Source organism: Heyndrickxia sp. MSNUG, from assembly GCF_049532715.1.
Lineage (GTDB): Bacteria > Bacillota > Bacilli > Bacillales > Cytobacillaceae > Mesobacillus.
In genome coordinates this window covers 3,846,717-3,867,962 of sequence record NZ_CP150978.1, presented here as the reverse complement: position 1 = coordinate 3,867,962, position 21,246 = coordinate 3,846,717, and the positions used below count along the sequence as shown (strand labels likewise).

The 21,246-nt window shown below is 39.9% G+C and carries 13 protein-coding genes; 12 read left to right on the top strand and 1 reads right to left on the bottom strand.

All coding sequences use genetic code 11. The features are described from left to right. Positions 1-102: 102 nt before the first annotated feature. The 7 genes from AABM38_RS19445 to AABM38_RS19415 all read left to right on the top strand — a co-directional run bounded on the left by AABM38_RS19445 (position 103) and on the right by AABM38_RS19415 (position 12,371). Entirely contained in the window at positions 103-4,602 is a 4,500-nt protein-coding gene (locus AABM38_RS19445) for a right-handed parallel beta-helix repeat-containing protein (RefSeq protein ID WP_423407841.1), read from the top strand. A 176-nt stretch (positions 4,603-4,778) separates the two neighbouring features. Then, entirely contained in the window at positions 4,779-5,378 is a 600-nt protein-coding gene (locus AABM38_RS19440; RefSeq protein WP_423407840.1) for a YesL family protein, read from the top strand. Between the two features lie 7 nt (positions 5,379-5,385). Further along, complete coding sequence (rbsD, locus tag AABM38_RS19435) at positions 5,386-5,781, top strand: D-ribose pyranase (RefSeq protein WP_423407839.1); 396 nt, start codon at positions 5,386-5,388, stop codon at positions 5,779-5,781. A 30-nt stretch (positions 5,782-5,811) separates the two neighbouring features. Then, a complete protein-coding gene (locus AABM38_RS19430; RefSeq protein ID WP_423407838.1) occupies positions 5,812-6,438 on the top strand; it encodes a ThuA domain-containing protein in 627 nt (208 codons plus the stop codon). Positions 6,439-6,452: 14 nt separating this feature from the next. After that, positions 6,453-7,544: a Gfo/Idh/MocA family protein gene (locus AABM38_RS19425; RefSeq protein ID WP_423407837.1), complete on the top strand. Its 1,092-nt coding sequence runs from the start codon at positions 6,453-6,455 to the stop codon at positions 7,542-7,544. A 27-nt stretch (positions 7,545-7,571) separates the two neighbouring features. Then, a complete protein-coding gene (locus AABM38_RS19420; RefSeq protein ID WP_423407836.1) occupies positions 7,572-10,037 on the top strand; it encodes a hypothetical protein in 2,466 nt (821 codons plus the stop codon). Positions 10,038-10,052: 15 nt separating this feature from the next. After that, a complete protein-coding gene (locus AABM38_RS19415) occupies positions 10,053-12,371 on the top strand; it encodes a glycoside hydrolase family 65 protein (protein ID WP_423407835.1) in 2,319 nt (772 codons plus the stop codon). 56 nt (positions 12,372-12,427) lie between these two features. Here AABM38_RS19415 and AABM38_RS19410 read toward each other — a convergent pair whose 3' ends face one another. Then, positions 12,428-13,291: a helix-turn-helix transcriptional regulator gene (locus AABM38_RS19410; RefSeq protein ID WP_423407834.1), complete on the bottom strand. Its 864-nt coding sequence runs from the start codon at positions 13,289-13,291 to the stop codon at positions 12,428-12,430. Positions 13,292-13,544: 253 nt separating this feature from the next. Between AABM38_RS19410 and AABM38_RS19405 the strand changes: the two genes are divergently transcribed. The 5 genes from AABM38_RS19405 (at position 13,545) to AABM38_RS19385 (ending at position 21,170) form a co-directional block, all read left to right on the top strand. Then, entirely contained in the window at positions 13,545-15,428 is a 1,884-nt protein-coding gene (locus AABM38_RS19405; RefSeq protein WP_423407833.1) for a beta-L-arabinofuranosidase domain-containing protein, read from the top strand. A 180-nt stretch (positions 15,429-15,608) separates the two neighbouring features. Beyond that, on the top strand, positions 15,609-17,597 hold the full coding sequence (locus tag AABM38_RS19400; RefSeq protein WP_423407832.1) for a right-handed parallel beta-helix repeat-containing protein: 1,989 nt from the start codon (positions 15,609-15,611) through the stop codon (positions 17,595-17,597). 93 nt (positions 17,598-17,690) lie between these two features. Beyond that, positions 17,691-18,659: an ABC transporter permease gene (locus AABM38_RS19395; protein WP_423407831.1), complete on the top strand. Its 969-nt coding sequence runs from the start codon at positions 17,691-17,693 to the stop codon at positions 18,657-18,659. 15 nt (positions 18,660-18,674) lie between these two features. Beyond that, the gene (locus AABM38_RS19390) at positions 18,675-19,553 is read left to right on the top strand and encodes a carbohydrate ABC transporter permease (protein ID WP_423407830.1); all 879 of its coding nucleotides are present in this window, start codon (positions 18,675-18,677) and stop codon (positions 19,551-19,553) included. Between the two features lie 42 nt (positions 19,554-19,595). Beyond that, positions 19,596-21,170, top strand: a complete 1,575-nt coding sequence (locus tag AABM38_RS19385; RefSeq protein WP_423407829.1) for a DUF3502 domain-containing protein — start codon at positions 19,596-19,598, stop codon at positions 21,168-21,170. Positions 21,171-21,246: the final 76 nt, after the last annotated feature.

The following is a 21,246-nucleotide window of genomic DNA, read 5'->3' as shown; positions in this document are numbered from 1 at the left end:
TTTCCATCGTGCGTGGGCAGATTCGAGGAAGTTTTTCAAAGTCCTGCTGGATCAACATTTAAGTTTAACGGAGTCAAACAATAAAAATAAGGAGAGGGTGTTATGTCGAAAAGCGGTAAGCATTTAAAAAGGTTCATGCTGGTCCTGATGGCTGTCATTCTGTTATTGCCTGCCTATGCCAATGTATCAGCCAGTACCGGAGAGAACAAATTAGTCGACCTTTCTCATGAGAATCCTAATTCATGGGGCTTTACTTTTGGAACCAACGATGAAGTCAAAAGGTGGCAAACCTTTACTGCGCCTGGGAATGGCGAATTGCTTCAGGCAGGTTTCTTTTTAAGGGAAAAAGCAGGGGCTGGAGATTTGACTGATCTGGTTATTGAGCTATACGGTACTAAAAATAACAAGCCAAACGGGGAACCGTTAAAGTCGGTCAATGTGAATCCTGCAAATGTGAAGTTTAATGAGGAAGTTAAGGTTGATATAGGCTTTGATGGGCTGGAGAGCGGAAAGAAATACGCAATCGCCTTAAGTCAGGAAACATTGTCTGAGAATGGGACCATGCATAATTATTCCTGGCCGACGAAGGAAGTAAATAGTAATGAGTTTTTTGGGAAGTTTGCCGGCGGGGAATGGGTAGATGAATCATTCCTGGGAGATGGTTGGTTAAAGGTATATACAAATGTAACGAAGGAAGATCATTCAATCGTTACAAGTATTGAATTAAACCCTAAATATGTAAATGTGAAAACTGGTGAATCAGCAACGGTTACCGCCAAAGCACTGAATCAAACCGGTGATGTAATTGAAGGGGCAGAAATAACATGGCAAAGTGAAAACGAAGAAGTGGCTAAAGTGGAAAACGGAGTAGTAACAGGAATGGGGGAAGGAACTGCCACGATAACTGCAACCAGCTCTGATATCACACAACGGGCAATTGTAACGGTATCAAACGCTGATGGTGTAGTACCTACCCCTGGGATGATTATAACACAAAATACAGTCCTGAAACCGGGCATCTATGACTTTTCTACCGGGTTAGGTATTACTTTAGGCTCAGATGATATAACGGTTGATGGGAACGGTGCAACTTTAATAGGTCCTGGTGAGGAATTGAAAGGGCCGGACAGTTTTTCTGGCACTGGCATTTTCAGTGATGGGTACTCTGGCATCACGCTAAAGAATATCAAAGTGAAAGGATTCAATTACGGATTACATGTTAAAAATGGTTCAAACTGGACAATCACAAAGAATGACTTCTCAGATAACTATACAAATCCGGATTTTGGATGGGGAGATGGAGAGCCCTACTCTGCAGCCATGCTTGAAAAGGTGACAGACAGTAAGATTACCTATAACAAAGGAAATAATGTATGGAACGGCTTGAACTTGCATCACAGTGACAATAACATAGTGGAACAAAATGATTTTTCACATACATCAAATGTCAGCTTGAAAATGTGGCATGCTTCTGAAAATACGATCAGTGATAATAATTTTAGCTATGGCATCCGAATTTCGCCAGGAGAAGTCCATGCCAGAGATTCTACTAGTCTATTGATGGAATCTGGATCAAATGATAACAAGTTATATCGGAACGACTTCACCCATGGGGGAGATGGCATTTTCATTCGTGTCCTGAATGGCTGGGTAAGTACTGGAAACTACTTTGAAGAAAATGATACTTCCTATGCAAATAATAATGCAATTGAAAGCTGGTCACCTGGAAACACTTATGTCAGGAATAAGGCGAACTACTCCAGCTATGGCTTCTGGCTAGGCGGGTCTGATGATACCGTATTGATTGACAATGAAGCTGCTTTTAATGGAACGATAATAAAAAATGCTCCTGAGGCATTCGGGAACGCAGGGATTGCCGTTGTTAATGGCGCTAGCAGTCATTTTACGATGATTGGAAACAATATCCACGATAACAACGGTCCAGGTGTAGCGATTCGCTACAACAGTGACTATCCTGCTTACCACTGGGTAATTCAGCAAAATAAAATCCAGGACAATCATAACGATTCAAGAGGATACAAAGGCCATGGAATTTATATAAAAAATGCGAAGTGGCTGGACATTGCCGGGAATGATATCTCTGGCAACGATGGAGAACCGATTTTCATAGATTCAAACGTCAGCGATGTATTTATTAGAGAAGCGACAATGGCAGATAAGGCCCCTGTTGTAAAAGCAGTTATTTCTGATCTATCGATAGAGGTGGGAGAAGAAGTAGTTTTGGATGGATCCGGAAGCACTGACCCGAATGGATCTAAACTGGGATACCGATGGGATTTAGGGGATGGAACCGTTGAAGGCGGCAGTGTTGTAAAACATAAATATACTAACCCTGGATTCTATCGTGTTGGCTTGACTGTAAACAATGGTAAGCTGGCAGATTTAGCATATCTCAATGTGTATGTGACAGATAAAGGGCAAGAAATAGGGACAGACGACCCGCTTAACTGGGAAATAGCAAATGAAACAGCAGGTTTGAAGAATGATGACAACTATTTCATTAAGGGAGAGGGTTCAATATTTGCCGGTGCAGAAGCTGGCACGAATCATAAGCTTGTTTATCCAAAGAGCAAAAATCTTAACATGGATGTTAGTGATAAAGAGGCTTTAACATTCTGGTTTAAGTACAACGCTGAAGAGGGGATGCATACCGGGAATAAAAAGCCGGTTGTTACTCTGTATCAGGATGAAAATAACTTTATTAAATTTACACCAACAACAGCTTACCTTGAGCAATTGTATGCACCTGTCAGCGAACAAAGATCAGGCTGGAGACAATTGATTATTCCATTTGAGGGGAATAGCCTATGGCAAATACAAAAGACAGGAAATCCATCTTTAACAACCTTCAACTATTTATCAATAGATGAAGGCCCTGGCGAAAGTGGAGTATCTGAGTTTTGGATTGATGCAATGCAATTCATCAAATCCGAAATCGATGATCCATCTGTAAATATGGCAATGAATAAAGACAAAACAGCCTTTCCTAAGCCAATTTATTCGTATTCTGCAGAAGAAGGATCAGAATGGGCACCGCTTAGCGGAAGTCACACTTTTAATGGCGGGCTGACGCCGGTCTGGAGCACATACAGAACGAACGAAGAGGTTGATCAGGATTGGTATGGTGTAGATTTTGGCACAGCCCGTGAAGTCAATCGACTTGATTTGTATTTTTACCAGAATCCAAGCGGGACAGAGGCTGAGGATAAGCTATGGAAGCCTGAAGACTATCAGGTAGAGTATTGGGATGGCGCAAAATGGAAGGCAGTATTAAATCCAGAAAAGGATTCTGACCAGCCTAACGGGAATTTAAATAGAGTAATGTTTGATCGAATAAACACTTCTAAACTACGTGTTGTAGTCAAACATCATACTGGCAACATTATTCCAACCTATACTGCGATTTATGGATTTGAAGTTTTCAACACGGAAAATGTCGCAGGAAATTCATTTGGTGAATCAATGCCAATTGTAAAAGCCAGTTCATCGGTTTCTCAAAAAGTCGTCCTTGAGGATGTTGGCATCCTTATAAATCAAAAGGGAACGGATCTTAGTGACTTAAGTGTAGAACTATATGAAACTGAAAATAATCGCCCTTCTGGAGAAACTCTTTCAAAAGTGAAGGTGGCAAGGGCAGATATGAATTTTGGAAAAGAAACGAAAGTGAAATTTGATTATGAAGGAATTAAACCTGGACATCAATACGCCATTGCGATTACACAAGAAGTTATTGCTGAAAATGGACTGGGCGATCATTACCGCTGGCCGACAAGAAAGCTTGGCTCAGACGAGAAATTTGGTAAGTATGTTCGTGGAAACTGGGTAGATGAATCCTTCCTAGGAACAGGATGGTTAAAGCTTTATACCTCAAAAGAGCTGATCGATTACTCTTTTGAAAACCCAGGAACAGGAGGATACGGGGTAGGACATAAGGATGAAGAGAAAAGATGGCAAACCTTTACGGTTCCAGCAGATAAGGTATGTGAAGCAATCGATGGTTCCATCAAAGAAGGAAATGGCTGGACGACAAAAGGTTCGAAAGACACAGAGGATTGGGTCCAGATTGATTTTAAAGAGGAGCAGTTTGTTTTTGAATCAAATCTTTACTTGAATGAGGTTGCTGATGAAATTAAGCTGCCGACTGATTATCAAATCCAATATTGGGATGGAGCTGTATGGAAAGAAACAGAAGTACTATATTCCAGCGCTGAAATCCAAAAACAGCTGAATAAAGTCATTTTTAAGCCAGTCAAAACGAATAAAATCAGAGTTGCTGTAAGCCATGGCGTTGACTCCATTGTAGAAATGAATGAGTTTGAAGTAATGAAATTCGACCCATATAAGCATGAACAGCTTGAGCAGCTTGTCTTCCATGGCAGGGATATTGAAGCTATTGAGGGTGGAGGCATTGTAACCAGCCTGCTTGCAAAGGTCAAAACAGTTCAAAAGAGCGTAGGTACACCGGCATATCAAAATGCAATCGGATCATTCCTAAATGAAATCGAGGCACAAAAAGGCAAAAAGATTTCTAAGGAATATGCCGCCGTCATGATAGCGCATCTGGATTATTTACGCAAATAAGTCCATTTAAGATAGGGGGGCGGCCCCAGAGCCCCCTCTTATCTTAAAGGTTAATGATGAAGACTCTTTGAACGAATGATACCCAGACATGGCAAACAGTGTTATTGGCACTAAGGAATAGAAAAGGAAAACCACAGCAAAAAAAAAGGTCGCTGAACATAAAGGAGAGAGCAGTAATGAATATTTTGGATAGCAAACTATATGAGAAACTTAATACAATAGTAGATTTTGTCTTACTTAACCTCCTATGGCTTCTTATGTGTTTGCCAGTCATTACAATCTTTCCAGCAACAGCTGCACTGTTTGGGGTTGTAAGGAAGTGGAAGATGGAGAAAGAACCTCCATTGCTTAAAACGTATTTTGTGTTATTTAAAGAAAACTTTATCCAAAGCAGTTTAATCGGTTTAATATGGACTGCTCTAGGAGCAGCATTATATCTTGATTTCACGCTAGTAGGAGGAAATGTATTCTTACAGTTCTTGTTATTGATTATGGTATCAGTATATACGATTGTATCAATCTATCTTTTTCCGGTCATGGTCCATTATAAGAACAGCGTGCTCCACACCATTAAGAACTCTTTTTATTTAGCTATCTTAAAACCTTTGAATTTAGTAATATCATTAGTCATTCTTTATTGTTCATACTTGCTTTTGATTTCATTCCCAATCTCGATTTTAATAATAGGCAGTACAACAGCTTATTTTATATATATGATTTGCTTGTCAACATTCCAAAAAGCAGAAAAAATAACTACGAATGTAGAGAATATATGAGGTGTTTATGAAAAAAAACGGAGTGCTTAATAGTGAAATTGCGAATGTCCTCGCGAGGATGGGGCATACAGACTATATTGTCATAGCTGATTGCGGACTTCCTATTCCAGATGAAACAAAGAGGATTGATTTAGCTTTAACCAAAGGAGTCCCCTCATTTTTAGAAGTTTTAACAACTATTTTGGACGACTTTGTAGTGGAAAAAGCCATTTTAGCCTTAGAAATTAAAACGAATAACGGTGAACTTCTTAAAGAAATTGAAAGAAGCGGTTATTTAAACAACATGGAGTATGTCACTCATGAAGAGCTTAAGATTCTGACTAAAAAAGCGAAGGCGGTAATACGGACGGGTGAATGCTCTCCGTATGCAAATATTATCCTGCATAGTGGGGTCATTTTTTAACTTCATATCTTAACAGCGAGGAGATGTGCAATGAAAAGAGCCTTGATCATAAGTGGAGGATGGGAAGGCCATCATCCGCAAAAAATTACCGGAATATTCAAATTAATGTTAACGGAACAAGGGTATGAGGTGGATGTAAGTCAATCTATATCCACTTTTCATACGGAGTACGATCTAAAAGATTATCAAATCATCATTCCAAATTGGACGATGGGCGAGATTCCAGCTGAAGCTTTGGCAGCGATGCTTCACGCAATTAAAGAGGGTGCCGGAGCAGCCGGAATTCATGGAGGAATGGGAGACGCATTCAGGAATGAGACAGAGTATCAATTCATGGCAGGAGGGCAATTTGTAGCGCATCCAGGAGGGCAGGACGTTGAATATATAGTCGGAATTAAAGATAGAGAACATTGTATTACAAAGGATATTAGTGATTTTAAAGTCAGGTCGGAGCTTTACTATATGCATATTGACCCGGCAATCCATATTCTTGCAGCTACTGAATTTGATCAGATCCAAATGCCGGTTGCATGGACAAAGACATATGGGAAGGGAAAGGTATTCTACTGTTCAATTGGTCATAATCCAGAAGATATAAAAATTGAAGATTGCTATAAACTCGTGAAGAACGGCATTCTTTGGGCCGCTGCTGAATGAAAGGGGGAAGTGATTTGGGTGCTGGAAAATTGAAGGCTGGCATAATTGGATGCGGAAATATAAGCAGCATATACATAGAGAATCTCAAAAAATATGACTATGTTGAATTAATCGCACTTTCTGATATAAATCTTGAAAAAGCAAGGCTTCAAGCAGAGAAATACGCAATTACAAATGTGTATACGCCCGAAGAAATCCTGCGTCATAATGGGATCGATCTGATTGTGAACCTGACGACGCCCGATCGGCATTATTCGGTGTCTCAGCAGATAATCTCTAAGAATAAACACGTTTATGTAGAGAAACCCCTTACTATCGAAAAAGACGATGCAAAAAAGTTAATCACACTAGCAAAGAAAAATAAAGTCAGGATCGGCTGTGCTCCGGATACTTTCCTTGGTGGTGCAATACAAACAGCGCGAGAGCTGATTGATAAAGGCGAGATTGGGAAACCGATTGCAGCTCATGCTTCTATGCTTTGTCATGGACATGAAAATTGGCACCCTGCTCCCCATTTTTATTACCAATACGGAGGAGGTCCATTATTCGATATGGGCCCATATTACTTAACAGCTCTGGTTCATTTAATTGGTCCTGTTAAACAAGTAACAGCAATGTCGAGCATGACATTTCCTGAAAGAACCATTACCAGCAGACCATATTTGGGTGAAACGATAAGAGTCGAAACGCCAACTCATATAAACGGATTGTTGAAGTTTGAAAATGGAGCAGTAGGACATTTAGTGACCAGTTTTGATGTATGGCATACAAAGCTGCCATGCATTGAGATTTATGGAACGGAAGGGACAATGCTTGTACCTGACCCGAATGGATATGACGGACCTATTCAAATCCGGAAAAAAAATAGCACAGAGTGGGTCAATCAGCCGTTAAGCTTTGGGTTTAGGGAAAATAGCAGAGGAATCGGGGTTTCGGATATGGCTTGCTCCATCCTGAAGGGAAGCAAGCACAGAGCCAATGAAGGATTGGCTTACCATGTACTTGATATCATGCATAGTATTTTGGAATCATCAAATAGAGGAATCCATATTGAACTGGAAAGTACCTGTGAAAAACCTGAGCCTATGGTGAATTTAACGAACTAAAAAATATAGTTGAAGGAGTCATGAAGAATGTCAAAACCAAACTTTTATTATTTCTTTTGTAATCATTGGACACAGGGAGGGATTGGATTTGCCTTCCCATCAGGCTGGTATGGCGGGAAAAAATATAACAGGACTTTTTCTACGGCTTATACGATACATAAAATGCTGGATGCAGCTGATGATTATCCAGGGCTGAAGGTATCGATGGAACTTGATGCCTATTCCTATGAAGAGGTGGAAAAAGAAGATCCATCATGTATCGATAGACTTAAAAAGTATATATCAGATGGGAAGGCAGCGGTAGATGGCGGAACATATGGCCAGCCCTTTGGCCAGGATTATGGATGGGAGCCAAACATCCGTCACCTGACATTTGGAAAGAAAGCGATCAAGGAAGTTTTGGACTATGATATTCGTGCCTTTTTAGTTGAGGAGCAGTGGTTCCATCCACAATTGCCACAGCTTCTATTGAAAAGTGGATTCCAGTATGCGTCATTGCAAAATCAAAATTCTGGTCAAGCTATGCCTTTGAACGAAGCTATGATCAGCTGGAAAGGGATTGACGGTACTGAGGTTCCTGCAGTTCCGGCAAATGACCTCATGGTTTCCTGTGTTCGCCAATATACTGGATATAGTGAGTATAAAGAAAGATTAAAAGATTATCAGAGGCCGCTCTTATTTCAGTGGGTAGAGATCTGGCCTCCTGGAATGGACTGGGGAGCAAGCGCTGATCCATTTGAAAAAGGCATCAAACACGTCGAGGAATGGGGAGGTAAGGCCGTCACTCTCCAGGAATATTTTGATTATGAACTGCCAGGCCGACAATTGCAATCCATCTATATTCCATTGGACAAATCCAACTATAAAAATAACTGGTACCAGGATGGTGGCTGGGGCTACGATGGCGATAAGGTCATCATGGTGGATCAGATCGTGGAGCAATCGCTCCTTGCATATGAAACACTAGTTGCATTAATTAGTTTAAAATCCCCTTCAAATAATGATCAAGAAATACTTAATAGACTGTGGAAACAGTTCCTTATTTTACAGAACCATGATTTTTCGGCTGCCAGAGGTTATCGGGCATTTACAGAGGATGGAATTGAAACAAAAGCGGGATCTTATGGTGTAAAGAAATACTATGACATCATCTCTTCTTGCAAGAAACAAATTGAAAGTCTGTATCCCCATGATGAAGATACATCAACCTTGGTAGTTTCAAATTATAATGGTGTTGCTTCCTATCAGACGGTTCCATTTGAAATGGAAAAAGTGCATGGTGATTATGTAATGATGAAGGATGGAGAGGAAGTTCCATTTGTGATCACCAGTGAGGAAAACGGGAAAGTAAAAGGCTTAATGGCCCTGGAACTACCTGCTCTTGGAGCAACTACTGTCAATATTGTCGAACAAGAAAGAGGAAAGAAAGAAAGCAAGAACCAGGTTTTGTATGGTGAAGACTGGATCGAGGATGAAAACTTTAAAATCAGCTGGAAAAAGGGCAGCTGGAGTATTGGCATAACGGAAAAGAAAACAAGTGAAACAATTGAATTTACTGGCTTTACTGGACCTATTGCAAAACAGAATGAACATACAAGCATGTATCCCGCGTTAAGTCCCGCACATGAAATATTTACATTTGCCTTTGATGGAACAACTCATTGTCCAGATCAAATTTCCTTATCTCGGGTTAAAGCTTGTGTAGAAAAGAAGAATGAGTTTGAAAGTGTCCTGTTGCTTCATTGTGATTTAGTGACCCTGCATACGACCGAGACGCCAGTGGCATTTGCTGAAGCAAGGGTGTTCATCAACCATCAAACCAAAGAGGTTAAATGTCAATCTTACTTCTATACCGGAGTTAATTTGTCACTTAACTGCCATGCAGCCTTTAAACATCATATTTCAGATGCGGAGTACTATCGTGATTTCCCTTTTGGTGAAGAAAAAACCGAAATAGATGACATTTACGCAAACACCTATATACGTGTTGCTGGTAAAGATACTGGCTTCACATTGATCCATCCTGGCGTTCAAAAGGTCACTTTAGAAAGATTAAATGAAGCGGGCACAATCAAGCATTTGCTAGCAAGGGATAAAGTGTTCGGAGATTATACTTGGACATTTACTTTGAATTTCGGTACACAAACTCCTTGGGAAAGCGCAAAAGCTTCCAAGGCAGCGAGAGCCATTTATCCAGTAGTTGAAACGACCGAAAGAGCAGCAATAAACAATCTTTTGAATTTTGAAGATGAAAGAATTCTGTTATCTGCATTCTATCGTGAGGATGATCATTTAAAAGTCAGGTTCATGAATTATTCAAGTGAACATATTCAATCTGCAAACATGACGATCAACCATGGATTTTCCAGAGTAACTGCAGATGACTTTGCCGGAAATACCCTTGAAGAATTAAGCTCCCAATCAAAGGATAATCAGACAATCGTCAGTGTTAAGCTGGATCCATGGGAAATTATGACGGTTTCATTTCTATAAAGAAGGTGACAGGACATGAGTCAAGTTTCACTAATACAAGAGAATAATTGGCTGATTCAGGAGGCCGCTTTCAAAGTCAATCACTATAAACACTTTGAAGGAGTGTTTACTACCGGGAATGGCTATTTATCGGTGAGAGGCTCTTTTGAAGAAGGGCTAAAAGATGAGAATCAGGCTGAGGAATATATGAGATTGCCCATGAATGTGTCCCTGGAAAAGTCCAACCTCATGGTGTCAAAATGGGGTACCTATGTACCTGGTGTTGCAGGTGTGCACCCGCTGCTGAAAGAGGTAATGGTCAACCTTCCCTGGATGCTCGAATTTAAGATGTGGCTCGATGAGGAACAGCTAAGCATGGAAGACTGCACAATCAGTGAGTATAGTCGGTCACTCAATATGCAAGATGGAACATTGATCCGCAGCTTTCTTTGGAAGACAAAGGAGGGACAGGAAGTAAAAGTGTCCTTCGAGCGACTTGTTTCAATGGATTGCGACCATTTATGTGTGCAAAGGGTAAAGCTGGACTTCCAAAAGGGAAGCGGTAAATTAAAGGTAGCAGCAGGTATCAATGGAAATGTCAGGACAAATGGTTATAATCATTTTACATCATTCAAGTCATCAGAAGAAAATGGCTTTATACAAACAGAAGTACTCACCGATAAGGGGCAGCAAGTTGTACAGGGAGCAATGATTTTATCCAAGGGTGAAAATCTCTGGAATGTAAAACAGGAGAATAACCATATCTTTTTCGAAACAGTAATGGATTGTGATTCTCATTCATCCCATGACTTTACTAAACTTTGCGCCATAGCGACCAGTCGGGATTTGCATGGAAGTGATCCGTATGTAACTGTAAAGGAAACGCTGAAGGAGCACGCTGGAATCACGTATGAACTATTGAAAAATAAACATACAGCAGTATGGGAGAACTTATGGCTGCAAAGTGATATAGAATTAAAAGGGAATGACCAGCTTCAAATTTCTGTCCGCTTTAGCCTGTATCATTTATTAAGAAGCAATGTCCGCAAAGATCCGCGAGTCGCCATAGATGCCAAAGGACATGCGGGAGAAGCCTATTTCGGACGTTATTTCTGGGACACAGAAATATATTTATTGCCATTCTTCATCTATACAAACCCTGAGGCAGCCAAAAACCTGGTGTTATACCGTTATAACACACTACAGGGAGCAAAGCAGAATGCTGCCGCGTATGGCTATAAAGGTGCGCGTTATGCGTGGGAATCGGGTCTGACTGGTGAAGAGCAGTGCCCAAACTGGCAGTATGCAGATCATGAGGTTCATATTACCGCTGATGTCGCATATGGCTTATGGCACTATTATAAGGCAACAGGTGATTTTAAGTTTTTAATGGACCATGGGTTTGAGATTTTAGTAGAGACTGCACGATATTGGGTGAGCCGTGTTTATAAGAATGACTCAGGTGTCTATGAGTTATCAGGTGTAATGGGACCGGATGAGTACTCCCCATTTTCAAAAAATAACGCTTTTACTAATTATCTAGTTAAATTCAACCTTGGAATAGTGTCTGAAGCAGCTAGATTAATAAAAGAATATGATCAAAACAATTATCTTTCATTACAAAAGAAGTTGAAAATTACCGACGAGGAATATCAACAGTTTGAAACACTACTGGGAGGGCTGGTATTTCCAAAAGATGAGAACCGGAATTTAATCCTTCAATCAGAAGACTTTGAAAGCTATGAGGAAATTGATTTTAATGCAGTGTGGAAAGACCGCTCAAAACCATTTGGACACTACATATCACAGGAGAAAATGTACCGTTCCAAATGCTTGAAACAAGCAGATATTCTTACACTTTTGATGCTCTTTCCAAACGGATTTACAGAAGAAGAGATGAAATCTGCCTATTATTATTACGAGCCGATCACCACCCATGATTCTTCTTTATCTCCATCTACACACTCAATCATTGCATCGTGGATTCGAAATCAGGAAGAAGCTGAAAGGTTCTTTCTCCAGACAGCTGGGCTTGATCTGGACTTAAATAAGCTTGGAGCAGCAGAGGGAATACATATTGCGAATGCGGGCGGAATATGGCAGGCGATCATTCATGGTTTTTGTGGTGTCAGGAATGCCGTACAGTCGGAAAAATTAGAGCTGAAACCACTCATGCCAAGCTTTGTACAGGAAATCTCATTTCCTTACCTTTGGAAAGGGAATAGGATTAGGTTTACGCTGAATACAGAGAAAATCCTTCTGGAAAATGAAGGAGATAATCAAGTTGTAATCACACTGAAAAATGAAGATATTACCTTGGCTCCGAAAACCAGGATAGAAAAAGAACTGCATTGATTGTCGGAAAACATTGAAAGACCGGGCTATTGCCCGGTTTTATTTTATTCTGGATATTACCTGAACTGATTTCTAAACTTTAAAGGAGTTATTTTCAAGACCTTTGAAAAGGTTTTGGTAAAATAGGAAATGGTGGAGAACCCTACTTTTTCGGCAATCTCACTGACTGATTTATCCGTATTCAATAGGAAGAGTTTGGATTGTTCTATACGATACCTCGTTAGATATTCTTGTGGCGTACAGCCGTATACCTGTTTCATACATCTTGAAATGTATGCAGGGTGAAAATTCAATACCTCACTCAGTTGCTCATAGGTGAGTGGATTTTGGAAATTCTGCTGGAGGAAGTCAGCAGCCTTTTCAGCAATCTGGACAATATTAGAGTTTACCTTTGGCTGATGGTCCCGATGTAATTGCATCAGGATCTCCTGAAAAATAGCCTGCTCCTGCAGCCGGGCTTTACTTGAAACATTTCCAACTAATAATAATAGATTTCGAAGCTTTTCATAGAAAACGCTTGGATTTGATAGAGTACAATACTTTGGCAATTCAATTGTAAATAACTCACTCTTATGAAAGGGAGTGATATGGGTTTTATGTATTGATTCTTTTGTGTTTGCATCCTTAACCTCGTACCATTTTCCAGTGGTTTGAAAATGAAGCCAGTAAAAGTGGGTGGTCTCTTTACATTTCTGTTCAGAATAATGATATCGATCAGGCCGCAAAATTAGAATCTCTCCAGCCTTTACTTCCCATTTTTGATCCTCTTCCCCTATGTACAAAGCTCCTTTTGTCACAATTAACAAATCGAAAACTTCTATATTCCTTCTGTTGGGATGGTATTGACTAATGGTATAAGTATCCTCTCCACACATAATGTAATGAGGTATTGAAGGTACAGTAAATTGTATAATGGTCATAGGTTTAGTCCTCCAATAAAAGTTGTGATATTATTGGAAAATTCCAAATATCTCTATCCATATCTTATCAGAAAACGCGAATTAATATAGAAAAACTTACAAATGATATGTTCATATATTACAAAAAAAGGTTCAGTTTGTTTATAGGAAACAGCAGTGCCAGCTATTATACTTAATTTAAATTTACAGAATATTTGAAATAAGTCATAGTGTTTAACCAGCAATATTCAAAGTACATGAGGAGTTGAGCAATATGGAACAAGTGGAAAACCTGCAGCAGAACATACTGTTAAAAACGGCCTTTTCAGAATTACCGCTTGGATCAATCGAACCTGAAGGCTGGCTGAAGGACCAGCTTAAAATACAAGCAAATGGATTTACAGGAAAGCTTTCCGACTATTGGGATGATGTAGGGCCAAATAGTGGATGGTTGGGTGGTACAGGTGAAAGCTGGGAAAGGGGTCCATATTACTTAGATGGATTATTGCCGCTAGCTTATCTACTAAAGGATGAAGGACTTATTAATAAAGTCCAGCCTTGGATTGAATGGACTCTTTCAAGCCAGACGCCTGACGGACAATTTGGTCCCTCAACCAATGCAGATTGGTGGAGCCGTATGGTTATGCTGAAAGTACTGATTCAATATGAAGAAGTTACGAAAGATGAACGGGTCATCCCGTTCATGCTCAAGTATTTCCGCTATCAGAAAGATAACATTGATGCCAGGCCATTGAAGCAATGGGCAAAAGCAAGGGGAAATGAAAATATGCTTTGCCTTCAGTGGCTGTACAACCGGACTGGAGAAGAGTGGTTAATAGATCTGTCGGAAACGATACGTAAACAAACAATTGACTGGACGGAAATTTATACACATTTTCCCTTTTGGCGATACCAGACTAGATTCGACCACAGGGTCCATGTGGTCAATGTAGCTATGAGCTTGAAGTATCCAGCACTATCCTATTTGCAAACGAAAAGTGAGACGGATAGAGCAGCTGCAGCAAAAGGAATCCGAAGCCTGATGAAGTACCATGGACAAGTACATGGTATGTTTTCTGGAGATGAATGGTTAGCCGGCACTCATCCGAGTCAGGGGGTTGAACTTTGTGCGGTAGTTGAGTATATGTTCACCCTGGAAAATTTGACACGGATTTTCGGAAATGGGGAATACGCAGACATATTAGAAAAAGTGGCATTCAATGCATTGCCTGCTACGGTTACAGCGGATTGGCACGGACATCAATATGATCAGCAGGTCAATCAAGTCCTGTGTACACAAGCGAGGAGAAATTGGACGTTGAACGGCGATGAGTCCAATATGTTTGGACTAGAGCCGAATTTTGGCTGCTGTACAGCGAATATGCACCAAGGATGGCCAAAGTTTGCGGCCCGCCTGTGGATGGCCACTGCAGATGAAGGACTCGCCGCGATATCGTATGCTGCATGTAAAGTAACCGGCAGTGTAGGAGAAAAAAGAGTTAACCTCCAAGTTGAAACGAATTATCCATTTGAGGAAACGATTTCAATCCTGGTTCAAACCGAGGGGCCAGTCAGTTTCCCATTGAAATTAAGAATACCTAAATGGTGCAAGTATCCGGTTTTGAAACTAAACGGGCAATCCTTCGCTGTGGAAAATATTATCGATGGATTTATTTCGATTGTGCGTGAGTGGAAGTCCGGTGATCATATCACCTTGAATCTGCCTATGGAGCTGGAGACGGTAAGAAGAGCAGACAATGCAATAGGTATTTCTAGAGGCCCTTTGGTTTTTGCATTAAAAATAAAAGAAAATTGGAGAAAAAGAAGCGGAAGCAATGTGTTTCCAAACCAGGAGGTTGTTCCTGGCTCCGATTGGAATTATGCATTAAAGATCGATAAAGAGGATATCAAGAATTCGTTTAGTATGAAAGAGACAACGGTTGGGACTCAACCTTTCTGTCCTGAGGATGCACCAATAAAGCTTATTGGAAAAGGCAGGAGAATTCCAGAATGGAAAATCGAAATGAATTCAGCTGGGACTCCTCCACTCAGTCCCGTGCTATCCATTGAACCAGAAGAAGAAGTCATCCTTATTCCTTATGGAAGTGCTAGATTAAGAATTGCTGAGTTTCCGGTATTAGCTGTAGATTCGAATTAATTCATTAGTCCCAATTATTAAAATCAAGTGTATTATTTGGTTCAGATTGTACAAAAAATGGTTCACTTCATAGGTGTATTACCGAAATACCTTACCTTATACTAAAAGGAAGATATTTTTAAAATTCTAAATATTATAAAAGTTGATAGCGTCAATTTTCTTTAACAAGGAGGGATCTGGGTGAGTACGGTAAGTACAAAACTAGTTGAGCCAAAAGAAGGAATGGTCCTTACAGAAGATACTACTTTTGCTCCCGGTGTGTATGAATTTAAGTCTGGCAAGGGACTGATCATCGGAAAGAGCGGAATTACAATCAACGGTAATGGGGCAGTGATAATAGCTCCTGGGAGACTGGAAAAGAAATATAGTTTTAGAGGAACCGGTCTATATTCCAATGGTCATTCAGATGTTGTTATAAGGAACCTTTCGATTAAGGGATTCCTTTTGGGCTGTAAAGTAATGAATGGGACTGGTTTTGTCATTGAACACAACGATTTCTCTGATAATTTTACAGATCCTGATTATGGCTGGGGTGATGGCGAGCCACATGGAGCTCTCTTTTTGGAAAATGTAGAGCAAAGCAAAATCCTGAACAATAAAGGAAACAATGTCTGGAATGGTTTAAATTTGCTGAACTGCAATCACAATGAAATTTCGGATAATGAAATTTCTCACTGTACTAATGTATGTTTGAAAATGTGGCGCTCTTCGCATAATGAGGTAATCAACAATGTCATGAGTCATGGGATAAGGATTGCGCCAGGCGAGGTACATGCGCGCGACTCAACTTCTGTATTGATTGAAACCGGATCCAACAATAACAGATTCCTGCACAATGATTTTACCTATGGCGGAGATGGCGTTTTCATTCGCTCACTAAATGGCGTACTAAGTACAGGGAACTACTTTGAAGGAAACGACGCATCTTTTGCCCATAATAATGCCTGGGAAGTATGGGACACTGGGAATACTTTTATTAACAATAAAGGGAACCATTCAAGCTATGGTTTTTGGCTTGGGGGTTCTGACCACACAGTTCTCATAGGGAATGAAGCGGCCTACAACGGATTACGGAGATCAAATGCTCCTGAGGATTTTGGAAATGCCGGAATTGCAGTAGTAAATGGAAGCAGCAGCCATTTTGTGATGAAGGATAATTATATTCATGATAATAAGAGCTCAGGTGTAGCGATCAGATTTAAAAAAGACTATGAATCGTATCACTGGATCATCCAGGGAAATAGAATCATCGATAATGAAACGTACGGTATTTATCTCAAACATGCAAATTGGATTGATATTGCGGGAAATGAGTTTTCCGGCAACAAACTGGGAGATATCAAGAAAGATGAGAACGTTTCCAATTGTTTTGAAAGGACAGCAGATATTAGTGAGTGCGCACCGATTGCAAATGCCTCTATTTCTTCCAAAGTGATCTATGTAAATAAAGCAGTAGGCTTTGATGCAACGGGCAGCTTAGATCCTAAGGGCTTTCCATTGTCATTCCGATGGGATATGGGTGATGGAGAGATTCAAACAAGTGCAGCCTGCCAGCACACATATGACAAACCAGGATTCTATCGAGTTGGATTGACAGTCCATAATGGAAAGCTGGCCGATCTGGCATGGTTTGATGTTTATGTGACAGAAGAAGGTGAAAAATTTGGTCAAGATGCAAAAGAATGGGGTGTCTCTGCAAGTTCTGAATATCGTTTTTCCAGAGTGACTTCAGACGGGGACAACTTTGTCTGCGGTAATGAATCAATCAAATTAGCATCGAACGATGAATTGGGAAGAATTCAATTCCCGAAAACCAAAAATGCAGGCTGGAATTTGAAGGATAAATCACATCTGTCATTCTGGATGAAGTTTGACCACGAAACACGTGATGGCTTTGTAGATTATCAGTTTCCTATCGTGAGGCTGGCAACAGATTCAGAGAATTACATTGAGTATATCCCTGTCGAGTTTAGAACGAACTGGGCAATAATGCCTTCCGAAGCGAGAACTGGCTGGACATATTTCCAAATGCCATTGGATAAGTGTAAAAGCTGGCACAGGCATCAGGTAGGTAAACCATCATTGAATGAAATGAATTATATTCAATTCAGCTTTCATTCAATTGGAGGAAACTACATTTTATGGCTGGATGGATTGATGTTTAATTAGTTTTATACCAGGAGTATGTAGTTAAATAGCTGATTTCTCATACTCTTGCAGTTTCTCATTATGTTGGTGCTTTCTAGAAGAGAGGTGTAGCCTATGAGTCAAATAAATGTCACAAAATCTGAACAGATGATCATTCAGCCTGATCCGAAACCGAAACTCATGGCAAGAATCAAAAAGGATTTTAACAGAGGGAAATATGTCTATTTAATGTTGTTGCCAGTAATTATCTACTACCTGGTTTTCCAATACTGGCCAATGGTTGGGATTGTTATAGCCTTTCAGAAGTATATTCCCGGCCTGGGCTTTTTTGAAAGCCCGTGGGTAGGATTTAAGCATTTCACTGATTTCTTTAACAGTTTTTATTTCTGGAGATTGATTAAAAATACATTTCTATTAAATTTCTGGCTCCTCATATTTGGATTCCCAGCTCCCATTATATTGGCATTGCTTCTTAATGAGGTCAGAAAGAGCTGGTTTAAGCGAACGGTTCAAACAGTCACTTATATTCCCCACTTTATCTCTATTGTAGTTATCGTAGGTATTATTAAAGATTTCACAGCGACTGAGGGAATCATTAATCAAATGCGGGAGATCCTAGGAAGCGAATCGATTTCATTTTTGCAGATTCCAGAGTACTTTCGCACAATTTACGTAACAAGTGATATATGGCAGTCAATTGGCTGGAGTTCAATCATCTATTTCGCGGCATTGTCAGCTGTTGACCCTAACCTGTATGAAGCGGCAGAGATGGATGGTGCAGGACGTTTCAGGAAAATGTGGCATATTACATTGCCGGCAATAAAGCCGACAATTGTCATCTTATTAATATTAACGATAGGTAATTTGCTAAGTTCGGGTTTTGAAAAAATCCTCCTTTTATACCAGCCATTAACATACGAAACCGCGGATGTCATATCCACTTATGTGTATCGAAAAGGGATAGAAGATTCCTCGTTCAGTTTTGCTACGGCTGTCGGTCTTTTTAATACTATTGTCAACTTCATCCTCTTGATAATAGCAAACACTATTAGCCGAAAAGTTTCTGACAATAGCCTATGGTAAGCGTGGTGATAATCAATGAGATATAAAAAAACATTTGGAGAAAAGGTTTTTGATGCATTTGTATATTTACTATTGTCATTACTGATGATCGCGACCTTCTATCCACTCTATTATATTTTTGTAGCCTCCTTAAGTTCCGTATCTGAAATAGCTAAACATGGGACATTCATGTTATTTCCAAAAGGTTTCACATTAGAGAGCTATAAAGCGGTTTTCCAAAATGAAATGATCCTGACTGGGTTAAGAAATACCATATTCTATGTAATCCTTGGAACGGCAATTAATATGATATTGACCATCTTCGCAGCATATGGACTGTCCAGAAAGTGGCTAAAGGGAAGAAAAATCATCATGTTTGGGATTGTTTTAACCATGTTCTTCAGTGGAGGCTTAATCCCGAGTTTTATGGTTGTCCAAAATCTTGGACTGTATAACACAATCTGGGCATTATTGCTTCCAGGAGCAATGTCTGCGTGGAATCTTATTATGATGAGAACCTATTTTATGGGCTTGCCTGTAAGTTTAGAAGAATCAGCGCGGATTGATGGAGCAAATGATTTTCAGATTTTGTTCAGGGTTATATTACCGACAGCAAAACCTATTCTGGCAGTTATGGTTTTATTCTATGCGGTTGGGCATTGGAACTCATGGTTCTCTGCATCTATCTATCTGCAAAATAGAGAACTCTATCCTCTCCAGTTAATATTGAGGGAAATCTTGATCCAGGGAAGGGTAGCTGATTTTGGCGGCAATTCCGCGAATGTCACCCACCAGGTAGCTAAAAACCTGAAATATGCAACGATTATTGTAAGTACCATTCCAATCTTGTTAGTGTATCCATTTATTCAAAAATATTTTGTAAAGGGGGTCATGCTTGGATCATTAAAAGAATAGAGTACCAGCTAAATCATGATAATTCGAGGGGGAAATGTGCAGATGAAAAAGTGGAAAGCATTATTGAGTATGATTGTCACTGTAATTCTTGCATTATCCGTGGTTGGATGCCAAAGCGATAAAACTTCGGGACCTAAACAAAAAGATACTGATAAAGATAAAGGGCAAGAGGAAAAGCTGTCTACATTTAGTATATGGACATGGCTTGGTGCTGTAGAGGTTTGGGGCGGTAAAAGCTATGATGAGGTTCTTGCCTATCAGGAAATGGAGAAAAGAACTGGTGTAGATGTAGAATACGTCCATCCAACTGGAGATGCTGTTGAAGCCTTCAACCTAATGATGACTTCTGGTGAAATGGAAGATGCGATTTGGTACAGATGGAATCCTGAAAGAGCAATCCAATATTATGATGCAGGAAGAATAATAGATATCTATCCTCTTCTTAAAGATAATGCCCCTAACTTATATAAGTTAATCGAAGGAAATAAGGATTTAAAGAAACAATTGGTTGATCCAGAAGGCAGAATGTTCTATATGCCATGGATTACATTGGATAAGTTCTTAAACCAGAGTGAAGGCCTTGCTTTAAGACAAGATTGGTTAGAGAAAGTTGGAGCAGATGTTCCAAAAACGAATGATGAACTGTATGAAGTATTGAAAAAGATGAAAGATCAAAAGGTTAGCGGTGATAAGAAGTTTGTTGGTCTAACAGGTTACCCAAGCCAAATGTATAAGCTGTTCTATGGTTTTGGAGTAGCAGATGATTGGTATTTAGAAGGTGACAAAGTAGAATATGGTCCAGCAACTGACAAGTATAAAGAAGCATTGAAATGGTTCAACAAGCTATACGAAGAAGGACTGATGGATAAGGACTTTTTAACCTGGGAAGGCGATATCTATGACAAACACCTTGTTGATGGCCAAAGTGCGGGTATGATTGAAAACTCTGATTCTGTAAGCAGAGTCATGAAACTCGCTGCAGATGCTGGAAATGGGTTTACCTTCAAGCCGATTCCTTATTTGGAGTACAATGGTAAATCAACATCGCTTAACTCAACAGCAAAACGTATCGCACAGCCATATGGCTTGGCGATCTCATCAACGGCTGAAAATCCTGAAGCAATTGTGAAATATCTGGACTATGGATTTACAGAAGAAGGAGAAACGCTGTTTAACTGGGGTGTCGAAGGTGATACTTTCACTGCGGAAGGCGGAAAGAAAGCCTTCACAGATAAGGTAATGAAAGATCCGGATAATGTACCAGGCTTAGCTGCTACTAAGTATACAAACTCTGCATGGATTACATCTACTTCTGTTGAGGCTACAAAAGCAACTCTCGATGAATTAGGCTTACAGGCAAGGGAAACTTGGAGTGATGTTGATATTTCAATGGCATTTGAACCAATTCTCTGGATGACTCCTGAAGAAAATGAAATCGTATCTAATGCTTCAACTGACATTCAGACTTATAAAGATGAAATGAGAGATGCATTTATCACTGGTCAAAAAGACATTGATAAAGAATGGGATTCTTATGTAGAAACTCTAAAATCAATGGGAAATGATGAAATCAAAAAGGCGAAGCAATCTGCCTACGATCGTTATGTAAAACAATAATTTATCCCTATATAACCATGGAGGACCAGAATTCTTTTGGTCCTCTTTTTAAATCCTTATAGGTTAGGAAGTTTTG